This window comes from Mesorhizobium sp. LCM 4576 (assembly GCF_001854815.1).
Taxonomy (GTDB): domain Bacteria; phylum Pseudomonadota; class Alphaproteobacteria; order Rhizobiales; family Rhizobiaceae; genus Mesorhizobium; species Mesorhizobium plurifarium.
The window spans coordinates 343,146-368,372 of the sequence record NZ_MDDT01000024.1 but is presented as its reverse complement, the minus strand read 5'-3'; the positions used below and the strand labels follow the sequence as shown (position 1 = coordinate 368,372).

Here is a 25,227-nt window from a genome sequence, read left to right as displayed (position 1 = left end):
CGATCAGTAGGCCGACGAGCCCGCCTTCTCGACGCTCTTTTCGCCGACCTTGCCCCAMAGCACGCGGTAGACCCAGGCGGTATAGGCAAGGATCAGCGGCATGAAGATCACCGTGGCGATCAGCATGTTGCGCAGCGTCGCGCGGCTCGATGAGGCGTCGAAGACCGCAAGCGAATGGCCGGGGTTGCTGCTCGACGGMAACAGGATCGGGAACATTGCCAGCCCCACTGTCGCGATGATCGTCACGACGCCGAGATTCGAGGCAATGAAGGTCCAGCCTTCCAGCCGCGCCCGGAAGCCGGCGGCCGCAAGCAGCGGCGCAGCGACGCCGAGCGCGGGCACGATCCAGAGCATGGGATGGGCATGGAAGTTCGCCAGCCAGGCGCCGCCGTCCGCCACTACGGTCTTGATCAGCGGATTGGACGGCCCGTCCCAAACGATCGGCGATGTCACCCGGTAGCCGCCGAGCAGGCCAAACCAGACCAGCACGCCGCCGCCGGCAAAGAGCACTGCCGTGACGATGGCTGAACGGGCGCCGACGGCGCGGGCGCGCTTGGCGACCATCCCTTCCGCCTTGAAGGTCAGCCAGGYCGCGCCATGCGTCACCAGCATGGCAAGCGACACCAGGCCGCAATAGAGCGCCAGCGGGTTGAGCAAACCGAAGAGACTGCCCTCATAGATCGGGCGCAAGTCCGGCGTGAAGTGGAACGGCACGCCCTGCAAGGTGTTGCCGATGGCAACGCCGAAGATCAACGCCGGCACCGCGCCGCCCACGAACAGCGCCCAATCCCAACGCGTGCGCCACGCCTGATCCGGCCGCTTCGAGCGGTACTTGAAGGCCACGGGGCGCATGATCAGCGCCAAAAGCACAAGGAACATGGCAAGATAGAAGCCGGAAAAGCTTATCGCATAGAGCGCCGGCCATGCCGCGAAGATGGCGCCGCCGCCAAGGATGAACCATACTTGGTTGCCTTCCCAGACTGGGCCAATTGTGTTGATCGCCACGCGGCGCTCGGCGTCCGTCTTGGCGACAAAGGGCAGCAGCGTGCCGACGCCCATGTCGAACCCGTCGGTCGCCGCGAAACCGATCAGGAGCACGCCGAGCAGTATCCACCAGGTCACGCGCAGCGTTTCATAGTTCAAGAGAAATTCGATCATCGTCGTGATCCCTGTCACTTTGCCGGTTGCATCGCTGGGTCGGCGTTCGCGGCGAGATCGTCGATGACCTTCGCAACCTCGGGCCCCTTGCGGATGGCGGCCAGCATCAGCCTGACCTCGATGACGGCGAGCACGCCGTAGACGAGCGTGAAACCGGCGATGGTGAGCAGCAGGTCGCTCACGCCAAGTTCCGACGTGGCGAGAAAGGTCGGCAGCACGCCGTCGATGATCCAGGGCTGGCGACCGAACTCGGCCACGAACCAGCCGACCTCGATGGCGATCCAGGGCAGCGGCATGGCGATGAGCGCCGCGCGCAACAGCCAGCGTGGCGCCTCGGTCTCGCGCGTCGTGTGCCACAGCGAGACGGCGAACAGCGCCAGCAGCGCAAAGCCRCAGGCCACCATCAGGCGGAAGCCGAAGAAGAGCAGCGGCACGTAAGGCACCGTCGACCAGGYGGCGTCCTTGATCTGCTGTTCGCTCGCCTGCCGCGGATCGGGCAGGTACCGCTTGAGCAGCAGCGCATAGCCGAGATCCTTGGAGCTGGCGTCGAACACGGCGCGGGCGGCGGTATCGTTGCGGTCGGCCTTGATCTTCTCCAGCGCGTCATAGGCGACGATGCCATTGCGGATGCGGGCTTCTGCATGGGCGACGAGCTCGTCGATGCCGGGTATCGGCCTGTCGATCGAGCGCGTGCCGATGATGCCCATCACCCATGGAATGCGGATGGCGAAATGCGTCTCGCGATCGCTCTGGCTCGGGATGCCGAACGCCGTGAACGACGCCGGCGCCGGCTCCGTCTCCCACATGGCCTCGATGGCCGCGAGCTTCATTTTCTGGTTGTCGGTCAGCGCGTAACCGCTCTCGTCGCCGAGCACGATCACCGACAGCGCCGATGCCACGCCGAAGGCCGAGGCGATCACGAAAGAGCGCTTGGCGAGTTGGACATGGCGCCCCCTGAGCAGATACCAGGCCGATACGCCAAGCACGAAAGTGGCGGCGCAGACATAGCCGGCCGAAACGGTGTGGACGAATTTCGCCTGCGCCACCGGATTGAAGATCACAGCCATGAAGTCGGTGACCTCCATGCGCATCGTATCGGGGTTGAAGGCGGAGCCGACCGGATTCTGCATCCAGCCATTGGCGATCAGGATCCAGAGCGCGGAGAAGTTGGTGCCGAGCGCCATCAGCCAGGTCACGATCATATGCGCGCGCGGCGAGAGCCGATCCCAGCCGAAGAAGAAAAGGCCAACGAAGGTGGCTTCGAGGAAAAAGGCCATCAGCCCCTCAATGGCCAAAGGCGCCCCGAACACGTCGCCGACATAGTGCGAGTAGTAGGCCCAGTTCATGCCGAACTGGAATTCCATGGTGATGCCGGTGGCGACGCCCAGCGCGAAGTTTATGCCGAACAGCACGCCCCAGAACTTCGTCATGTCGCGCCAGATGGTGCGGCGGGTCATCACATAGACGGTTTCCATCATGGCGATCAGGATGGAGAGGCCGAGCGTCAGCGKGACGAACAGAAAATGATAGAGGGCCGTCAGCGCGAATTGCAGTCGGGAAAGATCTACGAGGAGAACGTCGGCCATGGAAGCATCCTTTCTGGGTGCGCCTCATAACGCGGAAAGGATATACTCGGGTTGACATGGATCAATTCGTTTTGTCTCTCCGGGTGACAAAAGGAGTGCATGAAAATAGCCGCCGTTCCCGCATCGCCCTCTGATCCTGGCGTCTCGGCGGCTGCCGCATTCGAGACGCTCTCCACCGCCGGGCGGCTGGCAAGGCACGGATTCCACGGTCTTCTCGCATTGCAGGCAATCCGCGCGGCTCTGCGGCTTGGCTTCGCCGCCACGGCGGCGATGGCCGCCGGCCGGCTCGTGATGGACGCAGCGGTCGATCCGTGGCTGATCGCCGCGGCATTGGCGCTTCTGGCCGCCGCCTGCTTCGCCGGATTCGCCGCCRACAGCGTGCAGGCGTCCGCGGAAAACGCCGTGTCGACGCGGCTGCGGACGCTGGCGGGCGAGCGACTGAGCGAAATGCCGGCGCGCCAGCTGCAATCGCTCTCGATAGGCAGCTTGGTCGTTTCGATGCAGCGCCATCCGGAATCGATCGCCGCGCTGCAGGTCGGCCATCGTGCCGCCACGGCCATGATGGCCGCCGGCCCATTGCTCTCGGCCCTGGTGCTTTGCTTCGTCTCCTGGCAGGCGGCCCTGCTGATCATCTGCCTGACGCCGGTGATGGTCCTGTTCTTCGCATTGATAGGCAATGCCATCCGCCGCCGCGCCGATGCCCAGGAACGCGCCTTCGGCCGGCTGGCCGGCCAGTTCGCCGACCGCATCCGCACCTTGCCCACGATCCTCGCCAACCATGCGATGGCCGGCGAGGAGGCAAAGCTTGCCCGGCGCCTCGAAGCCTATGCGGACAAGACGATGAGCGTGCTGCGCATCGCCTTCGCCAATGCCGGTATCATCGACTTCTTCGCCTCGCTCTCGATTGCGCTCCTCGCGGTCTTCCTTGGCCTCGGCCATCTGAAGCTTGCGACGATCCCGGGCTTCTCCGGTCTCGAGCTCTGGCAAAGCCTGTTCATCCTGATGATCRCACCCGAATATTTCGCGCCCTTCCGGCGCTTTTCGGAGCAATACCACGCCAAGGCGGAAGGACAGGCTGCAGCCGCCGCGCTGGACCGGCTGCTCGACGCCGAGCCCGTCGCGGCGAAGACCTTGCCGGCGCTCGACCGATTGCGCCTGACTCTGCCGGCGCATGGCCTGATCGCTATCGTCGGCCCCAGCGGATCAGGCAAATCGACCTTGCTGCGCCGTCTCGCCGGGCTCGAATCGGGCGCAATGCCGGCGCCGGAAACCCATCCCCTGGCCACTGGAGAAATCGCCTGGGTTTCGACGGACGCGTATGTGCCCGAAGGATCGCTGGCCGAAGCCATTTCGTGGAACGCCGGTGCGGTAGACCGGAACCGGCTGGAGGACGTCGCAAGCGCGATCGGGCTGCTCGACGACGCCCTGTTGCCAGGCGGCCTCGATGTCAGGCTGGACAAGGGCGGCGCCAACCTTTCGGGGGGCCAGCGGCTGCGCATCGCGGTTGCCCGTGCGCTGCTTTGCGGACGAGCCGTGCTGGCCGACGAACCGACTGCAAAGCTCGACCGCGACACGGCCGAGGCCGTGCGGCGCATGCTGGTCGAAATCTCAACGACGCGGCTGGTCGTTGTGGCGACACATGACCGGGACCTTTCCGCGGCCGCCGACACCATCGTCGATCTCGCTCAGGGCGACACGGTCGAGGTGGCGGCATGAGCGCTGCGTTTCAGCCATCGAGCCGGAAGTCGTGGCGGCTGGCGACGGGCTTCGCCTTCGCCGCGCTGGCCTGCGCCACATTGCTGGGCGGCGTTTCCGCCTGGCTGCTGGGATCGGTGGCGATCGCCGGCCTTTCCGCCGCCGCCCTTACCTTCAACTTCCATATCCCGGCGGCGTTCATCAGGCTGTTCGCGATCGGTCGCACCGCGGCCCGCTATGGCGAGCGCTTGACCGGCCACAAGGCGGCGCTTGCCGACCAGGTATCGCGTCGCGTCGGGCTCTTCGCTGCCATGGCGGCGGCGCCGGCGGTTCGCCGGGCGGGCTGGCAATTCGGCGACGACGCGCGCCTTGCCGACTATCTCGACGACGTCGAGGACCTCGACTATGCCAGGCTGCGCGCCGGATTGCCGGCGCTGACGCTCGCCTGCGGCCTAGCGGTCCTCATCGTGGGCTCAGCGGCGCTGGCGCCCTTGTCCCTCCTGCCGATCGGCCTTTTGCTACTTGCCATCCTGTTCATGGGGAACCGGGTAGCCAAGGCCGGCGCCCTGGCGTTGGGGCGGACCAGATCGCTGCGTCGCGGAGGCGCAAGCCGGCTTGGCGCGGCCATGGCGTCGTCCGTCCCGCTCAAGGCCGAGCGCGCCTGGAGCCACGAATGCGCCGAAGCGCTTGCGGCGCTCTCCGGCGCCGACGGCGAATTGCTTGCGCTCCGTCGGCTCCAGGCCCGGCTGGATATGATAGGCGCGGCCTTCGGCCCGGTCGCCGGCATCGGCGTCATGGCCGCCGCCTGGCATGCGGGACGGCTAGGCTCGGAACTCCTCCTGCCCATGCTGCTTGCCTTCTCCTGGCTGGCGCTGGGCGAAGCGGTGAACGGCGCATCGCGCATGCTCGTGGCCGTGCTGCGCCGCAATGCGGCGCGGGCGGAGGTCGATCAATGGGCGCGAGGCGCTTCGCGCGACAGGCATGTGCCCACGCCCCGGCCGTTCGAGCCGCGCATGCTGCTCCATGGCGGGCTGCAGCGTCGCGCGCCCGACGGGAGGCCCATTGGAGCGCTGCTCGCGTTGCACCTTGAAAAGGGCCGGCCGACGATGCTTGCCGGGGCAAGCGGCTCGGGCAAGACCAGTCTGCTCAAGCAGATCGCCGGCTGGATCGGCGAGGATGGTTTTGCCGCAGGCGACCRCATCCTGTCGGCAGCTGAGCGGCGGGCGCTCGCGGCGCTCGTCCTGCACGACGCGGTCATCCTCGAGGACACCGTCCGCGCCAGCCTCTTCGCCGGCGATGTCCCGGACGCAGCACTCTGGCGGGCGCTGGAAGCCGTCGAGATGGACAGCCGCATCCGCGAGGCCGGCGGGCTGGATGCCTGGATCAGGCAGGACAGGTTCTCGCTCGGCGAGGTGCAGCGCATCAATCTCGCGCGCGCCTGGCTGTCGTCCCGCCCGCTGATGCTGCTCGACGAGCCGACCGAGCATCTCGATGACGAGCAGGGCCAGCGCATTCTTGAGCGGCTGCTCGCCCACCTCGATGACCAGATCGTCGTCGTCTCGATCCATCGCGCGCCGCCGCTTCGCGATCTCCGCACCGTCGAGCTGYAACCGTAATCACGCCGCCGAGCTGTCCTGCTCCGCGGCATTGGGATCGCCCGGYGCCGTCGCCCAGGCGAGCTCGACCAGCGTCACGGTGCGCCGTCCGGCGCCGTCGACCTGGCAGACGATGAGCCCCTGCTCCTCGATATAGTCGAGCAATCGCCGTGCACGGCGCAGCGAATGCGAGCCATACGCGCGGGCGATGGCAGCATCACTAGGGCATGGCCAGCCCTCCTTCGCGGCGCGGGCGATCATCATGAACACGCCTTGCATGTCCTCCGGGAGCAGCGAGGCGCGCACGGAAACGTCCCGCCACGCATCGTCCTCGGCCATGTCGGAGCCGACGCCGGCGCGGGCCCGCGTCAGCATGCGGCGGAATTCCGCGAGGTCGGGCACGACCGAAGCCAGGCCCTCGATGCGGCAGCGGACCACGAACTCCTGGTAGAGCACGCCGATGACGCGGAAGCCCGCATCCGGCTCGGCCAGGATGGCGCGCAGGATGCGGTCCATCCGCTCGCGCCGCTCGGCGAGGTCCTCGGCGCTGGGCTGCGGCTCCGCCGGCTCGGGGCGGATGTCCAGCGGCGCGGCCTTGGCCGCCATCAGTTGGTCGAGCAGGTCGGGCGAAGGCCGGCGCTGCGGCCTGACCGTCTCCGGCGGCGGCGCAGCAAGAATGATGGAGCGCGCATCCTCGAGCGCGGCTTCTGGCAGCGGCATCAGCCGCGGCGTGCCGTTGCGCGGGCTGGTTTCGGTCTGGCCGATGCGCACACTGAGCGGACGGCGCGACAAGGCAGGCCCAAGCGCCATGAAATGCCCGCGCTCCAGGTCGCGAAATGCTTCGGCCTGCCGCCGCTCCATGCCGAGCAGGTCGGCCGCGCGCGCCATGTCGATATCGAGGAAGGTGCGGCCCATCAGGAAGTTGGAGGCTTCCGCCGCGACGTTCTTGGCAAGCTTCGCCAGCCGCTGCGTGGCGATGATGCCGGCAAGGCCGCGCTTGCGGCCGCGGCACATCAGATTGGTCATGGCGCCCAGCGAAAGCTTGCGTGCCTCATCCGAAACCTCGCCGGCGGCGGCCGGCGCGAAGAGCTGCGCCTCGTCGACCACGACGAGCATCGGGTACCAATGGTCGCGCGCGACCTCGAACAGCCCGCCGAGAAAAGCCGCGGCGCGCCGCATCTGGTTCTCGGCGTCGAGCCCTTCGAGGTTGAGCACTGTCGAGACGCGATGGATGCGCGCCCGCTCGCCGGCCGCCTGCAGGCCGCGCTCGGTATGCTCCTCCGCGTCGATCACCAGATGGCCAAAGCGTTCGCCCAGCGACACGAAGTCGCCTTCGGGATCGATGATCGTCTGCTGCACCCAAGGCGCGCTCTGTTCGAGCAGCCGACGCAGCAGATGCGACTTGCCGGAGCCCGAATTGCCCTGCACCAGCAGGCGGGTCGCCAGCAATTCCTCAAGGTCGAGGGCCGCCGGCGCGCCTGCCRTGGTCTGCCCCATCTCGATTGCAACGGTCATATTTCGATTCGGATCGTCTCCCTGCGCGCGACGGGCTTACCAACCGGAGCGCCGCGCGTCGAGCACGGCCGGCGCCCGGTAACGCAATGTTCCACACCTATGGGCGAGCGTTAGCTCGTCTCAATAGGCGAGCATTAGCTCGCGAGCGGCGGTAGACTGTCGGCAATCGCACTGGTCGGACCACCATTTCGCTGGCGCAATTCCACCATTGGCGTATCATCTTTCCAAAGAGGGTTCACGGCGGGAGGAGGCTGATGAACGTCGCTTCAGAACTGCCCGACGTGGATCCGACGGTGCAAGATGTTGTTTCGTCCGCCCTTTCGAAATTTCGCGCCGGCGACACGATCTCGACCCGCGCGATGATCGACGCCATCCGCCAATCGGACCCCGCCTGCGAGGACAGCGACGATCATCTGGTCGAGCTGATCGTCATGGCCGCCGTTGGTAAGACCATGGGCGTCGTCTTCGACCATCGCTCGCCCGACGAGCGRTTGCCGCGACTGTCATAGCGAGCCCGTCGGCCGAAGCCTTCATCCACCGGGCGGAGCAAGGAGCGGGTTTGCCAACGCAGTCGCCGCCCCATAAGCCTAGCTTCCCAGTGGGTGCGGCATAWAGCCGACAAAGCCGGCGATCTTCCAGCGCCCGTCGACCTTGCGGCAGAAGTACAAGGTCTGCCACTTCAGCCGGTCGACGCCGCCATCGGCCTTGGCGACCGAGCCGTCGAACTTCTTGTGCAGCACCGCGCGATCGCCGTCGACGTCGATGTCGCGCATGTTGGTGACACGGAACAGCGCCTCGCGCAGCGGCTCGGCGAATTTCGTCGCCGCGGTTTCCTTGGCCTGCCGCAGCCATTCGTCGCGATAGATTTCGAGCCTTGGGAACTGCAGCCGCCAGGCATCGGCGTTGCTGAGGAAATGCGCATGCATGCCGAAGAAGCTCTCGGCGATGAAATCGTCCTCGACCATCGACCAGTCCTGTCCGAGGAAGGCATCGATGTCGCGCCGCACCAGCATTTCCCACAGCGCGTGACGGTCGGCATCGCCTTCCGGAAACGGGTTCTTGTCGAAGGTCATGCTGGATCTCCCCTCTTTTCGCGCCTGATCGCAAGCGGCATCGGGCGCAAGATGCTCAGGCTTCTGTAATAAAGCAACATAGATTTCGAAAAAATGTTGCTTTCCGACATTGGCTCTAGGAGGATCGTGCCGACAAGGGTAGACGGCTATATGACCGGTCCCGTTCATTCGCCAAGAGGAGGCTCACTTGCCCAAGCAATGTTTTGGAAAATCGCATGTTCCGCTCTCGCCCGCCGTGCGCGCCGGYGATTTCGTCTATGTCTCCGGCCAGGTGCCGGTGGGCAGCGACGGGCTGGTGGTGAAGGGYGGCATCGCCGAGCAGACCGAGCAGGTGCTGCAGAACGTCAAGGCGGCGCTGGCGCTGGCCGGCTGCACCATGGACGATGTGGTGAAGACCACCGTCTGGCTGGAGGACGCCCGCGATTTCGGCACGTTCAACACCGTCTATGCGAAGCATTTCCCGAAGGATCCGCCGGCGCGGACCACGGTCGAGTCCCGCCTGATGATCGACATCAAGATCGAGATCGAGGCCGTCGCCTACCGGCCGGTCTGATCGCCCCGGGTCTGATCGCTTGGAGYAATTCCAGGAAAAGTGCTTAGCGGTTTTCCGTCCGGAATTGCGCGAAACAAAGGGAGGGCATCGATGCAGTTCGATTTCCTGATCAAGGGCGGGCGTGTCATCGATCCCGCATCGGGCCTGGACGCGCAGCGCGACGTCGCCATCGCCGGTGGCCGCGTCGCCGCGATCGACGTCGCCATCGATGCCGGAGCGGCGGGCGAAGTGGTCGATGCCAGGGACTGCATCGTCACGCCCGGCCTTATCGATCTGCACAGCCACGTCTATTGGGGCGGCACCTCGCTCGGCGTCGATGCCGACCGGCTCGCCGCCAAGAGCGGCACCACCACCTTCATCGACGCCGGCAGCGCCGGGGCCGGCAATTTCCTGGGCTTCCGCCGCCATGTCATCGAGCGCTCGAAGGTCCGCATCCTGGCTTATGTCAACATTTCCTTCGCCGGCATATTCGGCTTCGCCAAGACCGTGTCCGTCGGCGAATGCAGCGATCTCAGGCTTTGCGAGCCGCGCGAGACGGTGGCCGCGGTGCGCGAGCACGCCGATGTCGTCGTCGGCGTCAAAGTCCGCTCCGGCAAGCATGCCGGCGGCACGAGCGGCATCGCGCCGGTCGACCTCGCGCTCGAAGCTGCCGACAAGGCCGGCCTGCCGCTGATGGCGCATATCGATGAGCCGCCGCCCGGCCGCTCGGAGGTGCTGCCCAGGCTACGGCGCGGCGACATCCTCACACACTGCTTCCGGCCGTTCCCCAACGCGCCGGTCTTCGCCTCCGGCGCGGTGCGGCCCGACATGCGCCTGGCGCGCGAACGCGGCGTCATCTTCGACATCGGCCACGGCATGGGCTCCTTCGACTTCGATGTGGCGAAGGCGATGCTCGCCGAGGGTCTCGCGCCAGACGTCATCTCGAGCGACGTGCATCTCTACTGCGTCGACGGCCCGGCCTTCGACATGCTGGTCTGCATGTCGAAGCTCATGRCGCTCGGCATGCCGCTGGTCGAGGTGCTGCGCGCGGCGACGGTGAACCCCGCTGAAGCGATTGCCCGGCCCGAGCTCGGTGCGCTGAAGGTCGGCGGCATCGGCGATGTCGCGGTGCTCAGGCTTCAGCAGGGCCGTTTCACCTTCGTCGACGCGGTCGGTGCATCATTGGTCGCGGACCAGCGCCTGGTCTCCAACGGCATCGTCATCGGCGGCAAATGGTGGCCGAACGAAGCGCCCGACCACAATGAGACGGAGCGTTTCGAAGCGCATGCGCACCATACGCATGTGGATATGGCGGCCAGACATTTTGGGCGGGGGTGATCTCCCCCCTCGAGGGGGAGATGTCGCCGAAGGCGACAGAGGGGGTCGCCTCGCGTGGAGCGCCAACTTTCAGACGCAGCAAAGAGACCGAGCCCAGTCGGACCGACCCCCTCTGGCCTGCCGGCCATCTCCCCCTCAGGGGGGGAGATCGCAGCTTCACCGCCGCGCATTGCTCGGCTCGCCGTAAACCGGCGTCGCAATCCCCTCCATCCGCGCCTTGAGCTGCAGCGCCACATACTTCGAATAGAACCGCGATAAGGCCAGATTGCCGCCGTGGAACCACAGCGCTTCCTGCGCCGTCGGCTTCCACATGTTGCGCAGCTCGCCCTGCCACGGACCGGGATCGCCCTTCACGCCGGAGCCGAGGCCCCAGCACGGGCCGACCTTGTCGGCGACCTCACGCGAGACGATCCCTGCCACCGTCTCGTTCATCGACTGGTAGCCGGTGCARCAGACGATGGCGTCGACGGCGAGCTCGCTGYCGTCCTCGAACAGGATACCGTCCGGCGTCAGCGACTTGATGCCGACGCCGCTTTTCACCGCGATCTCGCCGTTCAGGATCAGCTCGCAGGYGCCGACGTCGATGTAATAGCCCGAGCCGGTGCGATAGGCCTTCATCAACAGTCCGGTTTCGTCCTCGCCGAAGTCGATGGCGAAGCCGCTGTCGCTGAGACGCTTGTAGAAATCCGCGTCGCGCGCCCTGATCACGTCGTAGAGCGCTCGCTGGCCCTTCGGCACCAGCGCGAACGGCGTCGAGGCGACGATCATGTCGGCCTTGTCGGTGGTGATGCCGCGCGCCAGCGCCTTTTCCGAGAAGATCTCGAAGCCGACATCCATCAGCGTGTTGGATTTCACCACTGTGGTCGGCGAGCGCTGGATCATGGTGACCTTGGCGCCCGCTTCCCAGAGGTCGACGCTGACATCGTGGCCCGAGCTTGCCGCGCCAATAACGGCGACGYGCTTGCCGCGGAATTTCTCGCCCGTGGAATACTGGCTGGAATGCAGGAGCTCGCCTTTGAAGCTGTCGGCGCCCGGCAATTCGATCTGTCGCGGCGGCCCGTAAGCGCCGGTGGCGAAGACGATGTGCTTCGGCYTCAGCGTGATGCGCTGGYCGACGCGATCGACCACGACGGTCCAGACCTTTTCGGCCTCGTCATAGGCGGCGCTGATGCATCTGGTGGCGACCCAATAGTTCAGCTCCATCACGCGGGCATACATTTCCAGCCAGTCGCCCATCTTGTCCTTGGGCGTGAAGACCGGCCAGTTTTCCGGGAATGGAATATAGGGCAGATGGTCGTACCAGACCGGATCGTGCAGCACGAGCGAGCGATAGCGGTTGCGCCAGGAATCACCGGCGCGCGCGTTCTTCTCGATGACAAGGGTGGGCACGCCGAGCTGCCGCAGGCGGGCGCCGAGCATGATGCCGCCCTGCCCRCCGCCGATCACCAGGCAATAGGGCTGTTCATGCACACCCAGATCGCGCGCCTCGCGCGCCCGCGCTTCCGCCCAGGTCTCGCGCTTCGGGTCGGCCTTGGGGCGGATGCCGAGCGGYCGCGCCGGACCCTTCTGCTCCTCGAAACCCTTGAGCTCRCTCATCGCCGTGAACAGCGTGCGGCAGCGGCCGTCCTTGAGCCGCAGGATGCCCTCGCCGCGCGCCACCGTCRTCTCGAACGTGAACCAGGCCTCGACGGTGCCGTCCTCGACGCTTGGCTCTCCGGACAGATGCCAATGCGACGGCCGCGCCAGATGGAGTGTGGTCTGCAGCATCTCGCGGATCGCGGCCTGCCCCTCCATGGTCTTGATGTTCCATGTGAAGGTCAAAAGATCGCGCCAGTAGCAATCCTCCACGAAAAGGCCGGTCGCCGCCTCGATATCGCCGGCCTCGAGCGCCCGACCGAAGGCGCCGAGCCAGGTAGCCGCCTGTTGCGATGGTGCGATGTCGAGCATTCTCTTCGGTCCTTTTTCAGTTCGAAAGCCGGCGCCGCCTTCCCCTTCTCCCCTTGTGGGAGAAGGTGTCGCCGAAGGCGACGGATGAGGGGTGCTCCAGGGAAAGCCAGCGTCTCACTCTGCTGGAACACCCCTCATCCGTCTCGGCGCTATCGCGCCGATCCACCTTCTCCCACAAGGGGAGAAGGAACAGTCGCTAATCTCCCAGCGGCTCCATCTCCTTACCTGTCCGATGGATCTGGGCGTTGTATTTGATGCGGCGCACCGTCTCGCGCGCCGGACCGTCGATCCTGTAGGCGGTCGCCACCGCCAGAAGATCGATGGCCGTCAGGAATGCGTAGCGTGACGCGGTCGGCTTCAGCGTGTCGGGATATTCGGGCACGGCAACCGTCAGCCGCACGTCGCAGACCCGCGTCAGTTCGGTGTCCGGCGCCGTCACGCAGATCGCGTTGGCGCGGTAATGCTTGGCGAGTTCCACCGCTTCGATCACCTCGCGCGTGCGGCCGGTGGCCGAGATCGCGATGACCAGATCGCCCGGCTTCAACGTCGAGGCGGTCATGCGCATCAAATAGGGATCGCATTGCGCGCTGATGGTGATGCCGTAGCGGAACAGGCGGTATTGCGTTTCCTGCGCCAGCGCCGACGAACTGCCGCCGAGGCCGAACACCGTCACCTGCCGCGCCGTGGCGATCAGCTCCGCCGCCCTCTGCAACTGTCCCGGATCGATCTGTCGCTCCGCTTCCTGCAGCGCGCGCCGCGCCTCGCCGAAGACGGCGTTCCAGAACGGCATGCCGCTGTCGCTGTTCGTGGGTTGCGGCTTGGTGGCGAGATAAAGCGCGCCGACGACAAGGCTCTGCGCCAGCTTCAGCTTGAAGTCGCGCACGCCGTCGCAGCCGATGGCGCGGCAGAAACGGGTCACCGTCGGCTCGCTGACTCCGGCGCGCTGCGCAAGCGCGGCATTGGAAGCATCGACCGCATATTTGACGTCGTCGAGCACGACATCGGCGACGCGGCGCTCGGCCGGCCGCAGCTCCGCATAGCTGTCCTTCACCTGCGAGATGATATCGGGAATGCGCCTGACATGGTCGTGCCGGCCGCCGTCTTCGTCGGTCGTTCGCAACACCTGGCTGTCAGCTTCGGTCATTGGCCAGTCCTCCCCAGCCCGCTTCGGGACCTGTCATCTTCGCGATTATCCGCCTGCTGGCCATAGGCAATCAACCGAAGCGAGTATGTAGGAAAGTAACACACATCGCAAGGGATCATAAAGGCGGTAAAAATCAAATATTTAGATAAAATCTGATGGAAGCTGATTGCTTCCGCCATCCGTCGCCGCTTGACAGTAAAGTAGGATAGTTACAGACTGATTTTGCGGACAGATGGGGCCTCCGGCAACCCATCGCGCAGTCTCCGAGGGGGAGCATGAGTACGGCAAGCGGAAGAACGCCGAAGCTCGGCGTGCAGGCAGCAACGAAGGTCTATCAGACGGGCTCCGGCGATCTGCTGGCGCTGGATCGCTGCAGCCTCGATGTGCAATCCAACGAGATCGTTTCGATCGTCGGTCCCTCCGGCTGCGGCAAGACCACGCTGTTGTGGTCGATGTCGGGCCTGCATCGGCTGACAGGCGGCTCCATCCTGCTCGACGGCAAGGAGATCACCGGACCGCGCCCCGAAATCGGCATCGTCTTCCAGGAAGCGAACCTGCTTCCGTGGCGCAATCTCGACGCCAACATCAACTTCCCCTTCGAGATCAAGGGCGAGAAGCCCGACCGCGCCTGGATCGCGCATCTGTTGAACCGCGTCGGGCTCGACGGCTTCGGCGGCAAGTTCCCGCGCGAGCTTTCCGGCGGCATGCAGCAGCGCGCCGCGATCGTGCGCGCGCTGGCGCTGAAGCCTTCGGTCCTCCTGATGGACGAGCCCTTCGGCGCGCTCGACAGCTTTACCCGCGAGGAGATGAACCGCCTCGTCGAGGAGATCTGGCTCGACACCAAGACCACCATCGTCTTCATCACCCACAGCATCGAGGAAGCGATCTTCCTCTCCGACCGCGTGGTGGTGCTGRCGACACGGCCCGGCCGCGTCGCCAAGATCTACGACGTGCCGTTCCAGCGGCCGCGTTCGCTGGAGATCATGGCGACGAAGGAAGTCTTCGATCTCACCAACAAGATCAAGATGGACATCGTCGGCGAGCGCGTCCGGCCAAAGACGCCGGAACGGCCATCAGCCGAAATCGTGAGGATCAGGCCGTGAGCGGAGGCGACGCCATTCCGGAATTCTCCAAGTCGAAGTCGGGCGACGGCCAGGATGTCAGCCTGACCAATCTTTCGGCCTTCGCCAGCGGCCCCGGTATCAAGTCCGGAGCCGAAGTGGCGGCTATCCTCGCCGTTGCGGTTGTGATCATCGGCGGCATCGAGCTGGCGTTGCGCGTCTTCCATGTGCCGCAATACATCATGCCGCCGCCGAGCTCGATCGTTTACGCTCTCTTCGACGAGTTTCCGCTGATCGCGCCGCATCTCGGCTACACGCTGGTCGAGCTTGTCTCGGGCTTCGCCATCGGCGCCGTCGTCGGCCTGGTGATGGYCGCGGTGATTACCCAGTTTCCCTTCGCCGAAAAGATCGTCGCGCCCTACATCCTGATCCTCGTCACCACGCCGATGCTGGCGCTGGTGCCACTGCTCATCCTGCGTYTCGGCTTCGGCTACACGCCGCGCATCATCGCCGTGGCCCTGGCAGCCGGTCCGATGGTGATGATCAACGCCGCGACCGGCTTCCGCCGCGTCGACAGCGCCAAGATCGCCTTGGCCCGCTCCTATGGCGCGAGCACGCTGCAGATCTTCTGGAAGATCCGCGCGCCGATGGCGCTGCCGATGATCCTGGTCGGCCTGATGATCGGCGCGATCTTCGGGCTGCTCACCGCCGTCGGCGCCGAGATGGTCGGCGGCGGCTTCGGCCTCGGCAACCGGCTGACCTCCTATTCGTCGATGATCCAGATGCCGCAATTCTTCGCGGTGGTGCTGATCCTGTCGACGCTCGGCATCCTGATCTACGTGCTGTTCTTCCTGATCGGCAAGAAATGGGCGAGCTGGGAGACATAAGCGAAAAGACGGGGTCGCCCGGGAGGCGGGCGAAGGCAAGCAATCAACAAAGGGGAATGCCATGACCAACGAAAGCTCATTCGACACAGCGACAAGAGCGGGCATCAGCCGCCGCTACTTCCTGCAGGTGACGGCGGCGGGCGTCGTGACCGCCACCGCGCTCGGCGCGTCCGGCCTTAAGGCCAGGGCGGCGGGCTATGAGAAATTCACCTGGATCTCGCCGCGCGGCACGCTCGAAGTGCTGGACGACTATCCCTACTGGTCGGCCAAGAAGGCGGGCTATTTCGGCGACCTCGCCACCGACATGCAGCCCGGCCCGTCGGACGGCACCGCGACGGTGAAGTTCGTCGATGTCGGCCAGGCCGACATGGGCTTCCCCTCGCCCGGTGTCTTCTCCTTCGCCATCCAGAACGGCATGAAGCTGAAGTCCGTCTTCCACATGGGCGCGCGCGACACCTTCAGCATCGCCTTCCGCAAGGGCCAGGGCACCAAGAACCTCAAGGACCTCGAAGGCAAGACTATCCTGCTCGGCTCCGCCGCCTGGCAGGCGATCGTCGATCCGCTGCTGGCAGCCCAGGGTGTCGACATCAAGAAGGTGAAATATGTCGAGGCCGGCTGGCCGACCTGGGGTACCGCGCTTGCCGGTGGCCAGGGTGATGCGGCGCTCTCCTGGGAGGGCCTGCGCGCCGAATGGATCGCCAAGGGCCTCGACTTCGAGTACTGGCTGGGCGTGCAGAATTCCAAGCTGCCCGCCAATACTTTCGTCGTGCGCGCCGCCGACCTCGAGGACGCCGACAAGAAGGCCTTCCTGGAAAAATATCTGCGCGGCTGGGCGATGGGCCTCGAATTCGGCTATCAGAACCCGCGCGCCGCGGTCGAAGCGGTGTTCGAGCAGTTCCCGACCCTGGCCAAGAACCTCGGCCCCGAGCTCGGCACGACGTCGATCCTGCAGCAGATCAACGTCTTCCGCGGCGACATGGACAAGCGCGGCGGCTGGGGCTCGCACGACATGGCGAGCTGGCAGGGCTTCTTCGACGAGATCCTGAAAATTGGCCAGATCACCGCGCCGGTGAAGGCGGAAGATGTCTGCACCAACGACCTGATCCCGGCCGCCAACGATTTCGACAAAGCCAAGGTCAAGGCTGACGCCGACGGCGTGAAACTGTCGGAAGGCTTCGCCGCGCTCGACGTCGACAAGATCAAGGCGCACCTGTTCGATTCCGCCGTCAAATAAGACGGACCGATCGACCAACGGGCGGCGCATGGCGCCGCCCGAATATCGTTCAAAGCATCGAGGAGGCTGACATGGCCGGCAAAGTAAGAATCCTGGTGGTTGGTCTGGGCAACATGGGCGCCTCCCATGCCAGCGCCTACCACCGCTCCGACGGCTTCGAGATCGTCGGCATCATGAGCCGCAACATCAAGAGCAACAAGAAGATCCCGAAAGAACTCGCAGGCTACCCGCTCTACGAGGATTTCGACCTGGCCCTGAAGGAGACCAAGCCGGACGCGGTCTCAATCAACAGCTGGCCGAACACGCATGCCGAATATGCGCTGAAGGCGATCGCCGCCAACTGCCATGTGTTCATGGAGAAGCCACTGGCTACCAACATCGCGGACGCCGAGAAGGTGGTGGCCGCGGCGCGCGCCAGGAACCGCAAGCTGGTGCTGGGCTATATCCTGCGGGTGCACCCGTCCTGGATCAAATTCATCGAGGTCGGCAAGACGCTCGGCAAGCCGCTGGTGATGCGCCTCAACCTCAACCAGCAGAGCAGCGGCACCGCCTGGCACTGGCACAAGAACCTGATCGACTCGCTGATCCCGATCGTCGACTGCGGCGTCCATTATGTCGACGTCATGTGCCAGCTGACCGGCGCCAAGCCGGTGCGCGTGCATGGCATCGGCGCAAAACTCTGGGCCGAGGCCGACAAGCAGAATTACGGCCATTTGCACGTCACCTTCGATGACGGCTCGGTCGGCTGGTACGAAGCAGGCTGGGGCCCGATGATGAGCGAGACCGCCTATTTCGTGAAGGACGTGGTTGGCCCGAAGGGCGCGGTCTCGATCGTTGCCGGCCAGGGGGCAAGCAGCGCCAAGGACGCCGAGGAGGTGTCCGACTCCGCCGACATCGACCGCCACACCAAGACCGACGCGCTGAAGATCCACTATGCGCAGGTCGACGGCGACAAGAATTTTGCCAAGCCGGACGAGATCGTCAGCATGGAGGACGAGCCMGGGCACCAGGAACTCTGCGACCGCGAGCAGGCCTTCTTCCTGCGCGCCATCCGCGAGGACCTCGACTTGACCGAGCAGATGGATGCCGCGGTCAACAGCCTGCGCATCGTGCTGGCCGCCGAGCAGAGCATCGCGGAAAAACGCACCGTCGAGTTGGCGTGAAGACTCACAGCCACGGTCACGCCACGCCCCCTCATCCGGCCTCTGCGCGGCCACCTTCTCCCCAGCAGGGAGAAGAGGGAAGCGCCGGCGCTGACAATCTCCTCTCCCCGCCGGGGAGAGGTCAGCCGAGCGAAGCGGAGGCTGGGTGAGGGGGGAGCCACWCTCAGCCTTCAGCGAGAACCTAACGGGAGGAACACATGGCCGCGATTTCGGAGAGCCTGCTCGAAACCTACACCAATTCCGATGCACTGGGTCTGGCCGATCTGGTGAAGCGCGGCGAGGTTTCTCCGGCCGAGCTGGTCGAGGCGGCGATCACCGTGATCGAGCGCCTGAACCCGGAACTCAACGCTGTCGTCCATCGTCTCTACGACATGGCGCGCACCCAGGCGGCGACGGTGGACAAGAACGCGCCCTTCGCCGGCGTGCCCTATCTGCTCAAGGAGCTCGCCTCGTCCTGGAAGGGCGCGCCCAACACCAACTCCTGCCGCTACCTCAAGGACTTCGTCGCCGATTCCGACAGCGAGGTGGTACGCCGCATAAAGGCCGCCGGCCTGGTGCTCGTCGGCAAATCCAACGCGCCCGAGAATGGCTGGTCTATCACAACCGAGCCAAAGCTTTACGGCACGACGAAGAACCCGTGGAAGCAAGGCATCACGCCGGGCGGCTCGAGCGGCGGCGCCGCGGCCGCGATCGCGTCGCGCATGGTGCCGATCGCCGAAGCGAGCGACGGCGCCGGCTCGATCCGCGTGCCGGCATCCTGCTGCGGCATCGTCGGTCTGAAACCGTCGCGCGGCCGCGTCAGCCTCGCCCCCTTCGGCGACTATTGGTATGGCGGCGCCTATTTCCTCTGCTGCTCGCGCACCGTGCGCGACACCGCCGCCTATCTCGACGCGGTGGCCGGCGCCCTGCCCGGCGACGCCTACACGCCGCCGGTTCCCACCGACAGTTGGCTGAACCTTTCCGCGCGTGCGCCGAAGAAACTGCGCATCGGCTTCACCATCACRCCACCGAACGGCACGGCGATCGATCCCGAAGTCAAGGCGACCGTGCTCTCCACGGTCGCCGCTCTCGAACGCCTCGGCCACGCCATCGAGGAGCATGACATGCCGCTCGATGCCGACGCGGTATGGAGGACCTACACCGATATGACCTGCGTGCAGACGGCGGCGACTTTCGATTTCCTGGAGACGCTGGTCGGCCGCCCCGTAACCACGAACGATGTCGAACCGCTGACCTGGGCGATCATCCAGCGCGGTCGCGCGACCAGCGGCATCAAGCATATCTCCGATGTAGAGCAACTGAGGTTGATCGGCCGCGACATTGTCGGCGACCTCAACGCCTACGACATCTTCATCACCCCGACGCTGACGCAGCTGCCGCGCCCGCTCGGCTATTACGACATGTCGGAAACTGATCTCGACCGCTACAACGCCAAATGGGGCGACGCGGTCTTCAACTTCCCGTTCAACATCTCCGGCCTGCCGGCGATCTCGCTGCCGCTCGGGCAGTCGGCCGGCGGCGTGCCGATCGGCGTGCAGCTCGTCGGCCGCTACGGCGACGAGGCGACGGTGCTGGCGCTATCATCGCAGCTGGAAGACGCCGTGCCGTGGAAGGATCGGCGGCCGACGCTGTAAACAGAGCAGCTCGATCGGGATCAGCGCACCAATAAACGGGCCTTGCCCGGCAGGGCAATGAGGGGCAGCACTAACCTGTGGCATTTGGCCGTAACGCACGCTTCCTAAGCAGCTGAGCTTTCGTCGATCAAGCCGAGCTGTCTGGCACAACGCATAAGCCTGCCAACCTGTCCACGTCGGATCGAGTGGTGCCCATTCGCGTAAAGCTCAGTGATCCAATCTTCGTCATCTTCACTCAGATCCAATCGCGCTTCATAGCAATTTCGCAGCAAGCGGCTGATGCTAAAACCACGGTACTCAGCCACCAGGACTAGGCTGTCTCTCACCTCGAGCAGTTTCTCGACCTGTCGAGTAGTCAGCTCGTCGTCAACATAGCCAATTATGCTTTCGACGAACCCCGTCTCCCATTCGGTCAGTGCTTCACGCTCGGATGCAAACAATAATCTTGCAATAGATCGCGCAGCGGCGGTGTCTTTGCGGATACGCTCAATCTCACTCCAAGATGCCATATGCCATCTCCGACTATCCGGTCGCAGCACAACAAGGACAAACTGTGGATAATTGCGGGGATAATATTTAGGTGAGTCGTCGCCTAAGGGAAAGAGCAACTGCGGATAGCTCACCTTGGCAAACGCGTTCAACGACCGAATAGTCAGGCCAAAACTCCTATAAAATTCCTATATCTTTCCCATCCGCCCCGTCTCGAACCTTTATGGCGATCGGGTCCATATTTCCTTCGAAAACGCTTTGATCGCCGTCGCCACCAAGGTGACGCGCGCCCCGCGTGCAGTTTCGAGCTCGCCACAGCGGGCCCGCAAACACAAAGTGGAAACAAGGAATACCTGCAATGGACCTCATAGTTCTCGGGATCGGGATTTTGTTCTTCRCCCTGTCCTTAGCTTACGTCAAAGCCTGCGACATCATCTGAGCGGAGGGCCGGATCATGCTTCTCGATTATATCCTCGGCGGCGCGGTGACCTTGTTCCTGCTCGCCTATCTCACCTACGCCCTCATCCGCCCAGAGCGCTTCTGATCGACGCACGGAAGGTCACATCATGACAATCAACGGCTGGATACAGATCCTCGTCTATTGCGGGATCTTGGCTTTGCTCGTGAAGCCGCTCGGCTTCTATATGTACCGCGTCTTCAGCGGCGACCGCACCTTGCTGTCGCCGGTGCTCGTCCCGATCGAGCGCGGGCTCTATCGTCTCGCCGGAACGAGCGAAAAGGAAGAACAGCACTGGGCGGTCTACGCGACCGGCATGCTGCTCTTCAATCTCGCCGGTTTCCTCGTCCTTTACGCGCTGCAGCGGCTGCAGGGCGCCCTGCCCTACAACCCCGCCGGCATGACCGCGGTCGAGCCTGGCCTGGCCTTCAACACGGCGGTCAGCTTCGTCACCAACACCAACTGGCAGAATTACGGCGGCGAAAGCACGATGTCCTATCTCGTGCAGATGGCCGGCCTTACCGTCCAGAACTTCGTTTCGGCCGCCACCGGCGTTGCCATCGCCATTGCGCTCATCCGCGGCTTTGCCCGCGCTTCCGGCAAATCGATCGGCAATTTCTGGGTCGATCTCACCCGCTGCATGCTCTACGTGCTCCTGCCGATATGCATCTTGTTGACGCTCGCCTATGTCTGGCTGGGCGTCCCGCAGACCCTTGGTCCTTATGCCGACGCCACCACGCTGGAAGGCGCCAAGCAGACCATCGCGCTTGGCCCGGTTGCCTCGCAGCTCGCCATCAAGATGCTCGGCACCAATGGCGGCGGCTTCTTCAACGCCAACTCGGCGCATCCGTTCGAGAACCCGAACGCAATCTCCAACCTGATCCAGATGCTGTCGATCTTCGCGATCGGCGCCGCGCTCACCAACGTCTTCGGCCGCATGGTCGGCAGTGAGCGCAAGGGCTGGGCGATCCTGGCCTCTATGGGCGTGCTGTTTCTCGTCGGCGTCACCGTCTGCTACTGGGCCGAGGCCGCCGGCAACCCGCTGGTCCATGCGCTCGGCATCGACGGCGGCAACATGGAAGGCAAGGAGACGCGCTTCGGCATCGCTGCGTCGGCGCTGTTCGCCGTCATCACCACGGCCGCCTCCTGCGGCGCCGTCAACGCCATGCACGACAGCTTCACCGCGCTCGGCGGCATGATTCCCCTCATCAACATGCAGCTCGGCGAGGTCATAGTCGGCGGCGTCGGCGCCGGTTTCTATGGCATCCTGATGTTCGTCGTCGTCGCCGTCTTCGTCGCCGGTTTGATGGTCGGCCGCACGCCGGAATATCTCGGCAAGAAGATCGAGGCCAAGGAGGTCAAGATGGCGATGCTCGCCATCCTCTGCCTGCCGCTGGCGATGCTGATCTTCACGGCCATCGCCGTGGTCCTGCCGAGCGCCGTGGCTTCGATGGCCAATGGCGGCCCGCACGGCTTCGCCGAGGTGCTTTACGCCTATACCTCGGCGGCCGCGAACAACGGCTCGGCCTTCGGCGGCCTCTCGGGCAACACGCCCTGGTACAACATAACGCTGGGCATCGGCATGCTGATGGGCCGCTTCCTGGTCATCATCCCGGCTTTGGCCATCGCCGGCTCGTTGGCCGCCAAGAAGACCGTCCCCGCTTCGGCCGGCACCTTCCCGACCGACGGCATGCTGTTCGTCGGGCTGCTGGTCGGCGTCATAATCAWCGTCGGCGGCCTCACCTTCTTCCCGTCGCTCGCCGTCGGTCCGATCGTCGAGCATCTGGCGATGATCCATGGACAGACCTTCTGAGATGACCATGCCCCGCTTCAACGACATACGTCGCAACGACCCTCACCAGACCGGTGACGGAGCGCCCGACAACGGGAAGGACGAGAAGCCTCGTCCTTTCCCGACCCTTTCAACCTTCCTCGGCATGGCGGCCGTACTGTTCGTGCTGTGGYTGYTGGCCACCGGCCTTCCGCACCTGTTCCCGAAGACCGAACACCCRGCGCCGTCCAACATAACCGATACTGGAACCCAAAAATGAGCCAGTCCAAATCCGCTGTTATCATGGATGCGCGCATCCTGGTGCCCGCCATCGGCGGCGCCTTCCGCAAGCTTGACCCGCGCACGCTGGTCAAGAACCCGGTGATGTTCGTCGTCGCGGTCGTCTCGCTGCTCACAACCGTGCTTTTCGTCCGCGACCTGGTCACCGGCGGCGGCGATCTCGGCTTCACGCTGCAGATCATCATCTGGCTGTGGTTCACCGTGCTGTTCGCCAATTTCGCCGAGGCCGTGGCCGAGGGCCGCGGCAAGGCGCAGGCCGACTCGCTGCGCAAGGCGCGCACCGAGACTCAGGCCAAGCTGCTCAACAACGGCGACCGCACCAAATTCAAACTGGTGCCGGGCACCAGCCTGAAGGTCGGCGATGTCGTGCTGGTCGAGGCCGGCGACATCATCCCGTCCGACGGCGAGGTGATCGAAGGCGTCGCCTCGGTCAACGAGGCGGCGATCACYGGCGAATCCGCGCCCGTCATCCGCGAATCCGGCGGCGACCGTTCGGCCGTCACTGGCGGCACCCAAGTTCTGTCCGACTGGATCCGCGTGCGCATCTCCGCCGCGTCCGGCCAGACCTTCCTCGACCGCATGATCTCGCTGGTCGAGGGTGCGGAGCGCCAGAAGACGCCGAACGAGATCGCGCTCAACATCCTGCTGGTYGGCATGACGCTGATCTTCGTGCTGGCTACCGCAACCATTCCGAGCTTCGCCTCCTATTCGGGCGGCTATATCCCGGTGACGATCCTCGTCGCCCTGTTCGTCACGCTGATCCCGACCACGATCGGCGCGCTGCTCTCGGCCATCGGCATCGCTGGCATGGACCGCCTGGTGCGCTTCAACGTGCTCGCCATGTCCGGCCGCGCCGTCGAAGCCGCCGGCGACGTCGACACGCTGCTGCTCGACAAGACCGGCACCATCACGCTTGGCAACCGCCAGGCGACCGAGTTCCGCCCGGTCAAGGGCGTCACCGAGCAGGAACTGGCCGACGCCGCCCAGCTTGCCTCGCTGGCCGACGAGACGCCGGAAGGCCGCTCGATCGTCGTGCTGGCGAAGGAGAAATACGGCATACGCGCTCGCGACATGGCAACGCTGCACGCCACCTTCGTGCCCTTCACCGCGCAGACCCGCATGAGCGGCGTCGACATCGACGGCTCCTCGGTGCGCAAGGGCGCGGTCGATGCGGTGCTCGCTCATGTCAATCAGGCGACCGTCGCTGCTCACGGCACGCGTCCCACTGGCGACGCCATCCGCGACCTGCAGGCTGTTGCCGACGAGATCGCCAAGGCCGGCGGCACGCCGCTGGCGGTCGAGCGCGACGGCCGCCTGCTCGGCGTCGTCCACCTCAAGGATATCGTCAAGGGCGGCATAGCTGAGCGTTTCGCCGAGCTGCGCAAGATGGGCATCCGCACCGTGATGATCACGGGCGACAACCCGCTCACCGCAGCGGCGATCGCCGCCGAGGCCGGCGTTGACGACTTCCTTGCCCAGGCGACGCCCGAGAACAAGCTGTCGCTGATCCGCGAGGAGCAGGCCAAGGGCAAGCTGGTCGCCATGTGCGGCGACGGCACCAACGACGCGCCGGCGCTGGCCCAGGCCGATGTCGGCGTCGCCATGAACACCGGCACGGTCGCCGCGCGCGAGGCCGGCAACATGGTCGACCTCGACAGCGACCCGACCAAGCTGATCGAGATCGTCGAGATCGGCAAGGCGCTGCTGATGACGCGCGGCTCGCTGACCACCTTCTCGATCGCCAACGACGTGGCCAAATACTTCGCCATCATCCCGGCGATGTTCGCGGTCTTCTACGTCGCGCCCGGCCAGTCCACCGGTCCGCTGCAGGCGCTCAACATCATGCACCTGGYGACACCGCAGAGCGCCATCCTGTCGGCCATCATCTTCAACGCRCTGATCATCATCGCGCTGATCCCGCTGTCGCTGAAAGGCGTGAAATACCGTGCCATCGGCGCCGGCTYGCTGCTCACCCGCAACCTGCTGATCTACGGCCTCGGCGGCATCATCGTGCCGTTCGCCGGCATCAAGGCGATCGACCTGATCGTCACGGCCCTYGGCCTCGCATAAGGATTTGCCCCTATGTTCAAGCAACTCAGACCCGCTCTTGTCATGATCGTCTTCTTCACGGTGCTGACCGGCCTCATCTATCCGATCGGCATGACCGGCATCGCCCAGGCGCTGTTCCCGAGCCAGGCCAATGGCAGCCTGATCACCAGGGACRGCAAGGTGATCGGCTCCAGCCTGATCGGACAGGCCTTCGCCGGCGACCGCTATTTCCACAGCCGGCCATCGGCCGCCGGCGACGGCTACAATGCGACGTCCTCCAGCGGCTCGAATCTCGGCCCGACCAATCCCAAGCTCATCGAGCGCATCAAAGGCGATACCGAGAAGCTGAAGGCCGAAAACCCGAACGCACCGGTGCCGATGAACCTCGTCACCACCTCCGGCAGCGGCCTCGATCCCGACATCRGCCCCGAGGCCGCCTATTTCCAGGTGCCGCATGTCGCCAAGGCCCGCGGCGTGGACGAGGCCAAGGTGAAGGCGCTCGTCGACAGCCATGTCGAGGATCGCGAGCTTGGCGTCCTCGGCGAACCGGCGGTCAATGTGCTGGCGCTGAACCTTGCGCTGGACGAGCTGAAATAATC

21 protein-coding genes are annotated in these 25,227 nt (G+C 65.0%); 14 read left to right on the top strand and 7 right to left on the bottom strand.

What is annotated here, in order from left to right:
* Nucleotides 1–3: 3 nt before the first annotated feature.
* Both cydB and LCM4576_RS14775 read right to left on the bottom strand, forming a co-directional pair.
* Nucleotides 4–1,158, bottom strand: a complete 1,155-nt coding sequence (gene cydB / locus LCM4576_RS14780) for a cytochrome d ubiquinol oxidase subunit II (RefSeq protein ID WP_071032753.1) — start codon at nt 1,156–1,158, stop codon at nt 4–6.
* A 14-nt stretch (nt 1,159–1,172) separates the two neighbouring features.
* On the bottom strand, nt 1,173–2,744 hold the full coding sequence (locus LCM4576_RS14775) for a cytochrome ubiquinol oxidase subunit I (RefSeq protein WP_071032751.1): 1,572 nt from the start codon (nt 2,742–2,744) through the stop codon (nt 1,173–1,175).
* A gap of 99 nt (nt 2,745–2,843) precedes the next feature.
* On the opposite strand from LCM4576_RS14775, the gene LCM4576_RS14770 reads away from it, so the two are divergent.
* On the top strand, nt 2,844–4,460 hold the full coding sequence (locus LCM4576_RS14770; RefSeq protein WP_071032749.1) for an ATP-binding cassette domain-containing protein: 1,617 nt from the start codon (nt 2,844–2,846) through the stop codon (nt 4,458–4,460).
* A complete protein-coding gene (locus LCM4576_RS14765; RefSeq protein ID WP_071032747.1) occupies nt 4,457–6,055 on the top strand; it encodes an ATP-binding cassette domain-containing protein in 1,599 nt (532 codons plus the stop codon). The genes LCM4576_RS14770 and LCM4576_RS14765 overlap by 4 nt, the downstream gene beginning before the upstream one ends.
* Here the strand turns inward: LCM4576_RS14765 and LCM4576_RS14760 are convergent, their stop codons facing one another.
* Nucleotides 6,056–7,549 carry an ATP-binding protein gene (locus tag LCM4576_RS14760; protein WP_071032745.1) on the bottom strand — a complete coding sequence of 498 codons (1,494 nt, stop codon included), beginning with the start codon at nt 7,547–7,549 and terminating at the stop codon, nt 6,056–6,058. It abuts the gene before it with no gap.
* A 254-nt stretch (nt 7,550–7,803) separates the two neighbouring features.
* On the opposite strand from LCM4576_RS14760, the gene LCM4576_RS14755 reads away from it, so the two are divergent.
* Entirely contained in the window at nt 7,804–8,058 is a 255-nt protein-coding gene (locus LCM4576_RS14755; protein WP_041004886.1) for a hypothetical protein, read from the top strand.
* Between the two features lie 78 nt (nt 8,059–8,136).
* On the opposite strand, the gene LCM4576_RS14750 is transcribed toward LCM4576_RS14755, so the two are convergent.
* A complete protein-coding gene (locus LCM4576_RS14750) occupies nt 8,137–8,622 on the bottom strand; it encodes a hypothetical protein (RefSeq protein WP_071032743.1) in 486 nt (161 codons plus the stop codon).
* A 187-nt stretch (nt 8,623–8,809) separates the two neighbouring features.
* On the opposite strand from LCM4576_RS14750, the gene LCM4576_RS14745 reads away from it, so the two are divergent.
* Both LCM4576_RS14745 and LCM4576_RS14740 read left to right on the top strand, forming a co-directional pair.
* Nucleotides 8,810–9,175: a RidA family protein gene (locus LCM4576_RS14745; protein ID WP_071032741.1), complete on the top strand. Its 366-nt coding sequence runs from the start codon at nt 8,810–8,812 to the stop codon at nt 9,173–9,175.
* A gap of 90 nt (nt 9,176–9,265) precedes the next feature.
* Nucleotides 9,266–10,492: an amidohydrolase/deacetylase family metallohydrolase gene (locus LCM4576_RS14740; RefSeq protein ID WP_071032740.1), complete on the top strand. Its 1,227-nt coding sequence runs from the start codon at nt 9,266–9,268 to the stop codon at nt 10,490–10,492.
* 156 nt (nt 10,493–10,648) lie between these two features.
* On the opposite strand, the gene LCM4576_RS14735 is transcribed toward LCM4576_RS14740, so the two are convergent.
* Together LCM4576_RS14735 and LCM4576_RS14730 are read right to left on the bottom strand one after the other, a co-directional pair.
* Nucleotides 10,649–12,439, bottom strand: coding sequence for an NAD(P)/FAD-dependent oxidoreductase (locus LCM4576_RS14735; protein ID WP_071032739.1), 1,791 nt, complete (start codon nt 12,437–12,439; stop codon nt 10,649–10,651).
* 196 nt (nt 12,440–12,635) lie between these two features.
* The gene (locus tag LCM4576_RS14730; RefSeq protein WP_071032737.1) at nt 12,636–13,583 is read right to left on the bottom strand and encodes a MurR/RpiR family transcriptional regulator; all 948 of its coding nucleotides are present in this window, start codon (nt 13,581–13,583) and stop codon (nt 12,636–12,638) included.
* 275 nt (nt 13,584–13,858) lie between these two features.
* Here LCM4576_RS14730 and LCM4576_RS14725 point away from each other — a divergent pair, with 275 nt between their 5' ends.
* From LCM4576_RS14725 to LCM4576_RS14705, 5 genes are all read left to right on the top strand, one after another.
* Entirely contained in the window at nt 13,859–14,686 is an 828-nt protein-coding gene (locus LCM4576_RS14725; RefSeq protein WP_071032735.1) for an ABC transporter ATP-binding protein, read from the top strand.
* Nucleotides 14,683–15,531, top strand: coding sequence for an ABC transporter permease (locus LCM4576_RS14720; protein ID WP_071032733.1), 849 nt, complete (start codon nt 14,683–14,685; stop codon nt 15,529–15,531). The genes LCM4576_RS14725 and LCM4576_RS14720 overlap by 4 nt, the downstream gene beginning before the upstream one ends.
* Before the next feature lie 61 nt (nt 15,532–15,592).
* On the top strand, nt 15,593–16,765 hold the full coding sequence (locus LCM4576_RS14715; RefSeq protein WP_071032731.1) for an ABC transporter substrate-binding protein: 1,173 nt from the start codon (nt 15,593–15,595) through the stop codon (nt 16,763–16,765).
* A 71-nt stretch (nt 16,766–16,836) separates the two neighbouring features.
* Entirely contained in the window at nt 16,837–17,928 is a 1,092-nt protein-coding gene (locus LCM4576_RS14710) for a Gfo/Idh/MocA family protein (protein ID WP_071032729.1), read from the top strand.
* A 197-nt stretch (nt 17,929–18,125) separates the two neighbouring features.
* Nucleotides 18,126–19,562 (top strand): amidase, encoded by a 1,437-nt coding sequence (locus LCM4576_RS14705; RefSeq protein ID WP_071032728.1) that lies wholly within the window; start codon nt 18,126–18,128, stop codon nt 19,560–19,562.
* 104 nt (nt 19,563–19,666) lie between these two features.
* Here the strand turns inward: LCM4576_RS14705 and LCM4576_RS14700 are convergent, their stop codons facing one another.
* Nucleotides 19,667–20,071, bottom strand: a complete 405-nt coding sequence (locus tag LCM4576_RS14700; protein ID WP_071032726.1) for a hypothetical protein — start codon at nt 20,069–20,071, stop codon at nt 19,667–19,669.
* Between the two features lie 434 nt (nt 20,072–20,505).
* On the opposite strand from LCM4576_RS14700, the gene LCM4576_RS14695 reads away from it, so the two are divergent.
* From LCM4576_RS14695 to kdpC, 4 genes are all read left to right on the top strand, one after another.
* Nucleotides 20,506–20,595: a K(+)-transporting ATPase subunit F gene (locus tag LCM4576_RS14695; protein ID WP_040990279.1), complete on the top strand. Its 90-nt coding sequence runs from the start codon at nt 20,506–20,508 to the stop codon at nt 20,593–20,595.
* Between the two features lie 22 nt (nt 20,596–20,617).
* A complete protein-coding gene (gene kdpA, locus LCM4576_RS14690; RefSeq protein WP_071032724.1) occupies nt 20,618–22,321 on the top strand; it encodes a potassium-transporting ATPase subunit KdpA in 1,704 nt (567 codons plus the stop codon).
* Nucleotides 22,322–22,555: 234 nt separating this feature from the next.
* The gene (kdpB, locus tag LCM4576_RS14680; protein ID WP_071032722.1) at nt 22,556–24,649 is read left to right on the top strand and encodes a potassium-transporting ATPase subunit KdpB; all 2,094 of its coding nucleotides are present in this window, start codon (nt 22,556–22,558) and stop codon (nt 24,647–24,649) included.
* Nucleotides 24,650–24,661: 12 nt separating this feature from the next.
* Nucleotides 24,662–25,225 carry a potassium-transporting ATPase subunit KdpC gene (kdpC, locus tag LCM4576_RS14675; protein ID WP_071032720.1) on the top strand — a complete coding sequence of 188 codons (564 nt, stop codon included), beginning with the start codon at nt 24,662–24,664 and terminating at the stop codon, nt 25,223–25,225.
* The last annotated feature ends 2 nt before the right edge of the window (nt 25,226–25,227 follow it).

Excerpts from the sequence above, each read along its gene's own strand:
- LCM4576_RS14695 (WP_040990279.1), top strand. The coding sequence starts at position 20,506 with ATGCTTCTCGATTATATCCTCGGCGGCGCGGTGACCTTGTTCCTGCTC.
- LCM4576_RS14730 (WP_071032737.1), bottom strand. The coding sequence starts at position 13,583 with ATGACCGAAGCTGACAGCCAGGTGTTGCGAACGACCGACGAAGACGGC.
- LCM4576_RS14715 (WP_071032731.1), top strand. The coding sequence starts at position 15,593 with ATGACCAACGAAAGCTCATTCGACACAGCGACAAGAGCGGGCATCAGC.
- LCM4576_RS14700 (WP_071032726.1), bottom strand. The coding sequence starts at position 20,071 with ATGGCATCTTGGAGTGAGATTGAGCGTATCCGCAAAGACACCGCCGCT.